This window comes from Streptomyces sp. NPDC002809, from assembly GCF_040295435.1.
Classification (GTDB): Bacteria; Actinomycetota; Actinomycetes; order Streptomycetales; family Streptomycetaceae; genus Streptomyces.
The window spans coordinates 68048-77436 of the sequence record NZ_JBEOVJ010000035.1 but is presented as its reverse complement, the minus strand read 5'-3'; the positions used below and the strand labels follow the sequence as shown (position 1 = coordinate 77436).

At 68.8% G+C, this 9389-nt stretch carries 9 protein-coding genes and 1 other RNA gene; 7 read left to right on the top strand and 3 right to left on the bottom strand.

Annotated elements, in window-relative coordinates; all coding sequences use genetic code 11:
• Window positions 1–122: 122 nt before the first annotated feature.
• A complete protein-coding gene (locus ABT025_RS21565; protein WP_350996707.1) occupies window positions 123–1472 on the bottom strand; it encodes a histidine-type phosphatase in 1350 nt (449 codons plus the stop codon).
• 411 nt (window positions 1473–1883) lie between these two features.
• On the opposite strand from ABT025_RS21565, the gene ABT025_RS21560 reads away from it, so the two are divergent.
• On the top strand, window positions 1884–2726 hold the full coding sequence (locus ABT025_RS21560; protein ID WP_350996704.1) for a hypothetical protein: 843 nt from the start codon (window positions 1884–1886) through the stop codon (window positions 2724–2726).
• A gap of 139 nt (window positions 2727–2865) precedes the next feature.
• Here ABT025_RS21560 and ABT025_RS21555 read toward each other — a convergent pair whose 3' ends face one another.
• Window positions 2866–3066, bottom strand: a complete 201-nt coding sequence (locus tag ABT025_RS21555; protein ID WP_350996701.1) for a hypothetical protein — start codon at window positions 3064–3066, stop codon at window positions 2866–2868.
• Between the two features lie 279 nt (window positions 3067–3345).
• Here ABT025_RS21555 and ftsE point away from each other — a divergent pair, with 279 nt between their 5' ends.
• From ftsE to ssrA, 5 genes are all read left to right on the top strand, one after another.
• Window positions 3346–4035, top strand: coding sequence for a cell division ATP-binding protein FtsE (ftsE, locus tag ABT025_RS21550; protein ID WP_024489199.1), 690 nt, complete (start codon window positions 3346–3348; stop codon window positions 4033–4035).
• Between the two features lie 23 nt (window positions 4036–4058).
• Window positions 4059–4976 (top strand): permease-like cell division protein FtsX, encoded by a 918-nt coding sequence (gene ftsX / locus ABT025_RS21545; protein WP_326736471.1) that lies wholly within the window; start codon window positions 4059–4061, stop codon window positions 4974–4976.
• Window positions 4977–5043: 67 nt separating this feature from the next.
• Window positions 5044–6231 (top strand): S41 family peptidase, encoded by a 1188-nt coding sequence (locus ABT025_RS21540; RefSeq protein WP_350996696.1) that lies wholly within the window; start codon window positions 5044–5046, stop codon window positions 6229–6231.
• Window positions 6232–6249: 18 nt separating this feature from the next.
• Window positions 6250–6738, top strand: a complete 489-nt coding sequence (smpB, locus tag ABT025_RS21535) for an SsrA-binding protein SmpB (protein ID WP_350996693.1) — start codon at window positions 6250–6252, stop codon at window positions 6736–6738.
• A 122-nt stretch (window positions 6739–6860) separates the two neighbouring features.
• Window positions 6861–7248: a transfer-messenger RNA gene (ssrA, locus tag ABT025_RS21530) on the top strand.
• A 134-nt stretch (window positions 7249–7382) separates the two neighbouring features.
• On the opposite strand, the gene ABT025_RS21525 is transcribed toward ssrA, so the two are convergent.
• Window positions 7383–7979 (bottom strand): HAD family hydrolase, encoded by a 597-nt coding sequence (locus ABT025_RS21525; RefSeq protein ID WP_350996691.1) that lies wholly within the window; start codon window positions 7977–7979, stop codon window positions 7383–7385.
• 699 nt (window positions 7980–8678) lie between these two features.
• Between ABT025_RS21525 and ABT025_RS21520 the strand changes: the two genes are divergently transcribed.
• A complete protein-coding gene (locus ABT025_RS21520) occupies window positions 8679–9365 on the top strand; it encodes a hypothetical protein (RefSeq protein ID WP_350996689.1) in 687 nt (228 codons plus the stop codon).
• Window positions 9366–9389 lie beyond the last annotated feature (24 nt).

Genomic DNA, 9389 nt, shown 5'->3' with positions numbered 1-9389 from the left:
CCCAGCTGTCGCCCTCGCTGCGTTACTTTGCGCGGCCGCCCCCGCGGGGGCCACCCTCCGTCCCCGGGGGCGGGGCGCGCCGCCCCCCCCACGCCCGTCTTCGCGTACGCGCTCGGAGGCGGTCAGGAAGCGGTGCGGCCGAGGCACTGCTTCAGTTCGTCGACCTCGTAGAAGTAGCTGCCCTTCGCCACCGGCTCGCAGCCCTTCCTGAACGCGGTCTGCTTCTCGTTGTAGAGCATCCGCACCAGGTACTTGTTCCCCTTCCGGTACAGGTCCCACTGGATGTTCGTGGCCATGGACGCCACCGACTCGCCACGCCACGGGTTGTCGGCGTACGTGTACGGCCGGGCCTCCGAGACGGCCTTCGTGCTGCCGGGCAGGCCCATCAGGGCGGCCAGCGGGATGATCTCCTCCGCGTGCGTGAAGCGCAGCTCCGCGCCGGCGTTGCTGGTTCCGTTCCGCTTGGCGTCGATCTTCGTGAAGAAGTCGTCGAGCAGGACGTTCGCCATCTTGTACGTGATGTCGCTGTCGTTGAAGCCCGGCCCCTTCTCGTAGAAGTCCTCGGCGTCGCTGAGGTACGCGAACCACTTCGCGTCACCGGGGGCGATGTAGCGCTTCATGTTCCAGTCGCCCTCGTCGGCCATGGCCGGAGCGATGCTGTAGAGGGCGTAGACCGCCTGCGCGAGCTCCACCTCGGTGCCGATCGAGTCGAACTCGCCCGCCGAGATCCGCTTGACGAACGCCGGCTTGAAGATCTTCTTCAGTACGTTGCGGGCCGCGGTGTGCGAGGCCGGCTGGTCGGTGATCCCGTCAAGGGTGGCGGCGAGCCGCTCGTCGTTGTCGACGTAGTCCCGGTACTCCGCACCGCCGGCCGACTTGTGGAAGTAGAGCAGGTCGGCATCGGTCCTGGCCGGCGTGATGAGCGGTGCCAGGGCCGGGTCGTTCTCGGCGAGGGCCTCGGCGAACAGGTCGCCGCTGTCGACGGCACGGTCCTTGCCGGAGTTGGTGACGTTGATCTGCTCGGAGTCCGCGGCGATCTGCTTGAAGAGTCCGGGAAGCCGCTTCTCCAGCCGCGCGGCGGTGTCCTGGATCTCGCGCACGCCCCGCCCGCTGAGCTGCCCGTAGCCGATCTTGTCCATGGCGGCGAGCAGCGCCTTCGTCTCCCCGCCGAACCGCTCGCCGGTGGCGGTGAGCTGTCCCTCGCCCCGTGCCTTGTCCCACAGCGCCAGGATCAGGTCGCCGTCCTCGCTGTCGGAGGCTGCGCGGGAGCCGTGGCGGGAGACGTTCTCGGTGAACACGGGGACGAAGCCCTTGGGGGCGGGCTGGTACGACCGCAGGTTCTGCTGCGGTGCGTACGGGGTCTTGGTGGCGTAGTGGCCGGAGGAGTCCGACTGGGCCTGCGCAGGCAGCGCCGCCGGTATCAGGGCGGCGACAGCGAGCGTCAGGGAGAGTGCGGCGGTTCGCTTCTGCATGGGTTCACCGGGTTCGGGACGAGTCGGGGCGGTCGGATGTCCAGATCATGATCCTTTCGAATGAACCGGACATGGCCGCAGGGCGACCTGCAGACGTCCGAAACGGACCCGGGGTGAAGTGAGTTGGCGTGGCGAGTTGCGGGGGCCACGTGGTGAGTGCGTCACAGTCGTGGTTCTGAACGAGGATCAACTCTGCTTAAACCGGTCCACATTGCACAGAACGGCCTTGACGTAGTCCTTAACTGTGGACAGGGTGCTAGGGCAGCATGCGTATGTCTGGGACAGGTGTGATCGGGGGCGGGCGGCATGGCCACGGCACGACGTAGGCCGGCGTTCGGAGCAAACCCCGCTGGGCCATGCCCCGCATATGGCTGCTCCATCGACGAGAACAGCTACTGGGGGTAGCAGCACATGACGAAGAAGACGCGAGTACGCGTTGCGCGGATAGCCGCGGGTGCGGTCATCGCCACAGGCGCCGCGCTCACCGTTGCGGGCGCGGCGCAGGCCGTCGGCACCGGTGAACCCGAGACCACCGTTATCGGGAGCCTGACGGGCGAGGACGACGGCGGCGCCAACACGTTGGAGGGCCCGACCACTGAGGGTCCGACGACCGAGGGTCCGACGACCGAGGGTCCGACCACTGAGGGTCCGACGACCGAGGGTCCGACGACCGAGGGTCCGACGACCGAGGGTCCGACCACTGAGGGTCCGACGACCGAGGGTCCGACCACTGAGGGTCCGACCACTGAGGGTCCGACGACCGAGGGTCCGACGACCGAGGGTCCGACGACCGAGGGTCCGACGACCGAGGGTCCGACCACTGAGGGTCCGACGACCGAGGGTCCGACGACCGAGGGTCCGACGACCGAGGGCAACACGTCGAACGGTTCCGCCTCGGAAGGTGGCGCTTCCAAGGGCGGCACCTCCAACGGGTCGGCCTCGGAGGGCAGCGGCTCCAACGGCTCGGCCTCCGCCGGCTCGACCGACGGCGGTGCGACCGGCGGAGACACCGGCTCCACCACCGGTGACACCGACACCTGCACCGTCGACCTCGACGGTGCCGAGTGCGCGGACAACACCGACACCGACTCGGTCGGCAACCAGCCGGTCGAGCAGGGCAAGGGCAAGGACGAGCTCGCCGAGACCGGTGCCGCCGAGACCACGTTCCTGCTGGTCGGCGCCGCGACGATGATCGCCGGAGGCATCGGCTTCCGGATCCTCCCGCGCCTGGCCAACGGCCGCACCGCCGCCTGACGGGCAGCAGCGGTACGCGTACACGTACGCACGCAGGGGCCCCGGATGCCGATCGGTATCCGGGGCCCCTGTACGTGTATCAGCGCCTACGAGAACGAACGTTTTGCCGGTCCGGCAAAAGAGTGGGCGGGCAGGTGCGCTACACGGTCTGGTGCGCCAGCAGCGCCAGCGCGGCCAGCAGCACCACCATCAGGGCGATCAGCATCGCCGGGCTGAGCCCGGCGAACGGTCCCTGCTCCTGCTCCTGCTGCAGTCGCGCACGGCTCGCCCGGCACACGGGGCAACGCCCCTCGTTCACGGGCGCCGCGCAGTTCGCGCACACCAGTCGGTCATAGGTCATGCGCTTTCCTCCTCCCGCGCGGCGGAGCCGCACAAGCCTTCTCTCCGCACAACGCTCAGGGAAACGCAACCGTTCCCCCTACCACTGTGCCAGCTCGCACGGATTTCGGCGCGGCCCGCCGGATACCTCCCGGTCCGTTCCCGGTCCGTTACCGCCCGGCGGACCCCGGACCGCTGCCGTTTCACCGTAAATCACCCATCCCGGTACGCGCGCCTGCACGCCTGAGCCCGGTTCGCGTATGGTCACGCACACCTACTCCCGGCCGACCGTGGTGCATCCGTGATCCGATTCGACAACGTCTCCAAGACCTACCCGAAGCAGAGCCGTCCCGCTCTACGGGATGTGTCTCTCGATATCGAGAAGGGTGAGTTCGTCTTCCTGGTGGGCTCCTCCGGCTCCGGCAAGTCCACCTTCATGCGTCTCATCCTCCGCGAGGAGCGCGCCAGCCAGGGCATGGTCCACGTCCTCGGCAAGGACCTCGCGCGCATGTCCAACTGGAAGGTGCCGCACATGCGCCGCCAGCTGGGCACGGTGTTCCAGGACTTCCGCCTCCTTCCCAACAAGACCGTCGCGGAGAACGTGGCGTTCGCCCAGGAAGTGATCGGCAAGCCGCGCGGTGAGATCCGCAAGGCGGTCCCGCAGGTCCTCGACCTCGTCGGTCTCGGCGGCAAGGAGGACCGGATGCCCGGTGAGCTCTCCGGTGGTGAGCAGCAGCGCGTGGCGATCGCGCGGGCCTTCGTCAACCGGCCCATGCTGCTGATCGCGGACGAGCCGACCGGAAACCTCGACCCGCAGACCTCGGTCGGGATCATGAAGCTGCTGGACCGGATCAACCGGACCGGCACCACCGTGATCATGGCGACCCACGACCAGAACATCGTCGACCAGATGCGCAAACGCGTCATCGAGCTCGAGCAGGGCCGTCTCGTACGCGACCAGGCGCGCGGCGTCTACGGCTACCAGCACTGAGCACCCAGCACTGAAAGGACGCCATGCGCGCCCAGTTCGTCCTGTCGGAGATCGGCGTCGGCCTCCGTCGCAACCTCACGATGACCTTCGCCGTCGTCGTCTCCGTCGCCCTCTCGCTTGCCCTGTTCGGTGGCGCGCTGCTCATGCGCGAGCAGGTCAGCACGATGAAGGACTACTGGTACGACAAGGTCAACGTCTCCATCTACCTCTGTGGCAAGGGGGATGCGGAGACGGTGGTCCAGTGCGCCAAGGGTGCGGTCACCGATCCGCAGAAGAAGCAGATCGAAAGCGATCTGAGGAAGATGGACGTCGTCGACACGGTGATCTACGAGTCGTCCGACGAGGCGTACAAGCACTACCAGGAGGAGTTCGGCGACTCCCCGATGGCCGGCAACATCACGCCGGACCAGATGCCGGAGTCGTACCGCGTCAAGCTGCACGACCCCACGAAGTACAAGGTCGTCGCCACCGCCTTCGCCGGGCGTGACGGGGTGCAGTCGGTCCAGGACCAGAGAAGCATCCTGGACAACCTCTTCGGTCTGATGAACGGCATGAACGTCGCCGCGCTCTTCGTGATGGCGCTGATGCTCGTCATCGCCCTGATGCTGATCGTGAACACCGTCCGGGTGTCCGCGTTCAGCCGACGGCGGGAGACGGGCATCATGCGGCTCGTCGGCGCCTCCGGCTTCTACATCCAGATGCCGTTCATCATGGAGGCCGCGTTCGCCGGTCTCATCGGCGGCGTACTGGCCTGCGTCATGCTGCTGGCCGGGCGCTACTTCCTGATCGACGGCGGTCTCGCCCTCCAGGACAAGCTGAACCTGATCGACTTCATCGGCTGGGAGGCCGTCCTCACCAAGCTCCCGCTGGTCCTGGCGATCGGGCTGCTGATGCCCGCAGTTGCCGCCCTCTTCGCGCTGCGCAAGTACCTCAAGGTGTGACAAGCGCCCCAGCGGCGCGCGGGCAACGGGCCGTGCGCCGTCGGGGCGTTGTCCTAGACTCGGCGCCATGCCGGACCCCGAGTGTCGTGTCGGGCCCCGCGGTCTTCGCCGCGGGGCGGCCCTGACATTGGTCTTCGCGAGTGTGCTCGCCACGGCCGCCGCGACCGGCTCGCTGCCGCACGGGGGCGGGCACGACACCGAGGTGGAGACCCGGTCCGTCGCTGCCGCCGCCGACCGTGACGCGGTGGCCGACGCGGCGGCCGAGGCCGTGGCCGACGGCAAGTCCGGTACGGAGGCGGCCGAGGAGGTCGTCAGCCGCAGCGGGGACCGCTGGGGGGCGGTCTACGACGAGCGGGAGTACCAGGAGTTCGAGCAGGCCCTCGACGGCTCGTACACGGGCGTCGGGATCGCCGCCAGACGCTCCGCCGACGGGCTGGTCGCGGTCGCCCGGGTCCAGCCCGGCAGTCCCGCCGAAGGAGCCGGAATCCGTGCGGGCGATGTGCTGCGCACGGTCGACGGCAGCCGGGTGGACCGCCGCCCGGTCTCCGACGTCGTGGCGCTGCTGCGGGGTGACCGCACCGGCGCGGCCGCCGGGACCACCGTCGTGCTGGGCGTCCAGCGGGGCTCCGTCACCCGGACCGAGACGCTGCGGCGGGCCCGTCTCGCCACCGAGACGGTCTCCGTGCAGCGGCTCGGACCGGACCGTTCCGATTCCTCCGCAGCTGTACTGATCGAGGTCGACTCGTTCACCAAGGGATCCGGCGACGCGGTCCGCGACGCGGTCCTGGGGGCGCCCGCGGGCGCCGGTGTGCTGCTGGATCTGCGCGGCAACTCCGGCGGACTCGTCACCGAGGCCGTCACCGCAGCCTCCGCGTTCCTGGACGGCGGCCTGGTCGCCACGTACGACGTCCACGGCGAGCAGCGTGCCCTGTACGCCGAGGCGGGCGGCGACACCGAGCGGCCCGTCGTCGTCCTCATCGACGGCGGGACCATGAGTGCGGCCGAGCTCCTGACCGGCGCGCTGCAGGACCGGGGCCGGGCGGTCACGGTCGGTTCGCGGACCTTCGGCAAGGGGTCGGTCCAGATGCCGAGCAGGCTCGCGGGAGGCTCCGTGGCCGAGCTGACCGTGGGGCACTACCGCACTCCGGCGGGCAGCAGCGTCGACGGTCACGGCATCACCCCGGACCTCGCGGTGAGCACACGGGCCCAGCAGCGGGCCGAGACGGTATTGAGTGGCCTCGGGGGTGGGTCGTAGTGCGAAAATGGCCGCACTATGGCTAAGGAAAAAGACACCGGGCGCAAGATGGTCGCGCAGAACAAGAAGGCGCGCCACGACTACACCATCCTCGACACCTACGAGTGCGGCCTCGTGCTGATGGGCACCGAGGTCAAATCTCTGCGCATGGGCCGGGCCTCCCTGGTGGACGGCTTCGTGCAGATCGACGGCGGCGAGGCGTGGCTGCACAACATCCACGTCCCCGAGTACGTCCAGGGGACCTGGACCAACCACTCCGCCAAGCGCAAGCGCAAGCTGCTGATGCACCGGGCCGAGATCGACAAGCTGGAGTCGAAGGCGCAGGAGACCGGGCACACGATCGTGCCGCTCGCCCTGTACTTCACCAACGGCCGGGTCAAGGTCGAGATCGCGCTGGCGAAGGGCAAGAAGGAGTACGACAAGCGGCAGACACTGCGCGAGAAGCAGGACACGAGGGAGACGAACCGGGCGATCTCGGCGGCCCGCCGCCGCCAGCGGAGCGCCTGAGCGCACCCCGCGCCAGTGGCTGCCGGCCGGTGCGGCAGGAATACGCTGGCATCGTCGTGCGTTGGTCACGTACGATGGCACTGCACCCCACGGGGTGTGTACCACCTTTGAAAAATCAACATGGGGATGATCGGTTTCGACAGCGGATGTCGAGGCAGGGGAAGCGAGTCGAGGAAGCGACAATGATCTCGTAAACCATATGTCGCAAACAATAATCGCCACTTCAAAGCGCGATTCCTCCGCCTTCGCCCTCGCTGCCTAATTAGCAGCTGAGCGAAGACTCTGCGGAGTGTCAGCCCGGGGTTGATCCCGACCCGGATCCTGGCATCACTTAGGGATCTAAACTTCTAAGCCCGGTCACGGGGCCTGGAAGGAAATCAAACAGTGACTGGGCCTGTCGGAGGCTTGTTCGCGTGACCTCCGGGGCCGAGAAAAGCGTAGCGAACTGCACTCGGAGAAGCCCTGGTTCCGCACCGTTGGACGCGGGTTCGATTCCCGCCATCTCCACAATTCCCATGTGAACGAGGACCCCGTTGCCACCGGCAGCGGGGTCCTCGTTTTTTGTTGCCGCGGCACTGCGGTAGCTGTTTCCGGACCGGCGGTGGCGTGTGACGGCTTCGGAGCGTGACGCCGTGGTCCGGCGCTCACTGCCCGCCGAGTCGGAGCACAACGGCCACGTACATGCTCGCCGACACCGTCAGAAGCAGAAAGCCGAGAACGGTGTGGCCGGCGAGACCTCGCCCCGGCGCAAGTCCCAGATGGGTCCGGGCCGCACGGCTCACCCGGGGCCCGGGGACACCCCGCGCGGCGTCCGCGTCCGCCTTCTCGATTGCTCGCCGCAGCTTCCTGCGGCTTCTCTCGGTCGTGATGCCAAGGCGCACACCATGGGCGTCGCGCACCACCAGGGTGCGGTACGTGCTGCCGTACGAGAAGGTCGTCAGCAGCCGGACCGTGGTGATCCGGTTCAGGTCGACGGACCGTTCGCCGGTCAGGGTGCGCGAGGTCAGTCTCGACGACGAGTGCCGGAACGGGGCCCGCTCCTCGCACAGTGCGGGGAGGAGGACGAAGCCGACGATCACGCACAGCAGGCCGAGCACGATCGGTGTGCCTTCGGGGACCGCCCCGGTCCGGGCCAGTCCGTAGCCGCCGAAGGGCAGCAGAAGGACCGTCACCGCCAGGCCCGATCCCATGCGTGCACGGGCCACGCTGCGGGCCGCGGCCGCTTCCACTGTTGCTTCCACCGCACATCCCCCGCTTCTGTCGGCGGGCACCATCATGCATGCGCGGCAGATCCTGCCGCATTGCCGGTGTCCGGCAATCTTCGGCGCGGGTTCCGTCGGGGAAGGAACTTGGCCAGGCGCCTTTACCGCCGGGCCGCGCACTCAGGGCGCTCTGCCTCTCCACGACGCCCTGCACGGCCGCCGGGCGCCTACGCAGCCGGCGTGGGACTCAAGACCAACGGTTGTCCCGTAATCCCTGGCGGGCGCACGACGACAGCTACGGCACCTCGCCGCGTTGCCGGAACGCCCGGATGCATCCAGTACGCGGACGCCCTCCGCCTTGCGATGCACCGCAGCCGACGCCGCGCGCTGATCCACCACGGACTACGGGACAGCCCTTGGTCGGAACCGGGGATCGGAACTGCTGCTGAGGTGCCGCGACCGGCGCGTAGGGGCGTGCACCCCGGCGTGCGCTCCCACCTCGTGCTCCCGCTACCGGACTCCCCGGGGCAGTGCCCGCACCACGGTTCGAAAACGGATGTATCTCTCATGAGGAACAACACCCGTCTGCGGGCCGGAGCGGCGTCGGCGTGCGCTACATTCATGGCCCGGGTGCACTGTGGTAGGGGGCGCACGCGGACAGGGTGGGGGCCCGGTCCGGCGGCACAGATCCGGTCAGTTGCGCGCACCCGGTCCTGAGTGGGGAAAGTGCGTACAACTGTGGAAACTTGGCGTGAAGGTGCCCGTACGGGGCACACCCATGAGCCGAACGAAGTCACCATCCAGCTCGACGGACTGGGACGGCAGCTCTCCGAGCTGATCCCGGAACCCAGCGCTCCGGAAGGCTCCGACGGCCCGGTCTTCGTCGATGAGAGCGGCAGGCGCAGCAAGACGCTCCGGCGGCTCGGCTGGGTCCTGGCCGCGATCTGCGTCGGTTACGCGGTGACGCTCGTCGTCGCCCTGCTCGGAGGCAACTCCAGCGCGCCCGTTCTGCCGCTCTCCGGCCAGGAGGAGCAGCAGAAGGCGGAAGAGGTACGGACGCCGGCCACGCTGGGGGAGACCCCGGGGGCCCTGGTCTCACCCGGTGCGACTCAGGACATCCTGCCGTCCGCCACCCGGGAGACCGAGGGCAGCGCGACCGGCACCGGTGGCGCCGTCGGTGCCGGAAACGCCTCGGCCACGGGGACCGGATCCGCCGCCTCGGTCCGCGTCGAACCGTCCGCGCAACTCACCGGAGCGGCATCGAGCACCGGTGCCGGGGAGCCGGCCGGCGAGACGTCCGCGTCCGCACCGGCCGCCGGCTCCGGGACACCGAGCACCGATCCGGCGACCGTGTCCCCGGACCCCGTGACCTCGCCGGCCACCACACCCGATGCTCCTGTGCAAGAGCGAGAAGGCGCCAGCTAGATGACCACCCCCGCTCCGCGGGTC

Bases quoted from the DNA above. Each gene is read 5' to 3' on its own strand.
- ABT025_RS21540 (WP_350996696.1), top strand. From the start codon at position 5,044: ATGCCGGACCCCGAGTGTCGTGTCGGGCCCCGCGGTCTTCGCCGCGGG.
- ABT025_RS21560 (WP_350996704.1), top strand. From the start codon at position 1,884: ATGACGAAGAAGACGCGAGTACGCGTTGCGCGGATAGCCGCGGGTGCG.
- ABT025_RS21565 (WP_350996707.1), bottom strand. From the start codon at position 1,472: ATGCAGAAGCGAACCGCCGCACTCTCCCTGACGCTCGCTGTCGCCGCC.
- smpB (WP_350996693.1), top strand. From the start codon at position 6,250: ATGGCTAAGGAAAAAGACACCGGGCGCAAGATGGTCGCGCAGAACAAG.
- ABT025_RS21555 (WP_350996701.1), bottom strand. From the start codon at position 3,066: ATGACCTATGACCGACTGGTGTGCGCGAACTGCGCGGCGCCCGTGAAC.
- ftsX (WP_326736471.1), top strand. From the start codon at position 4,059: ATGCGCGCCCAGTTCGTCCTGTCGGAGATCGGCGTCGGCCTCCGTCGC.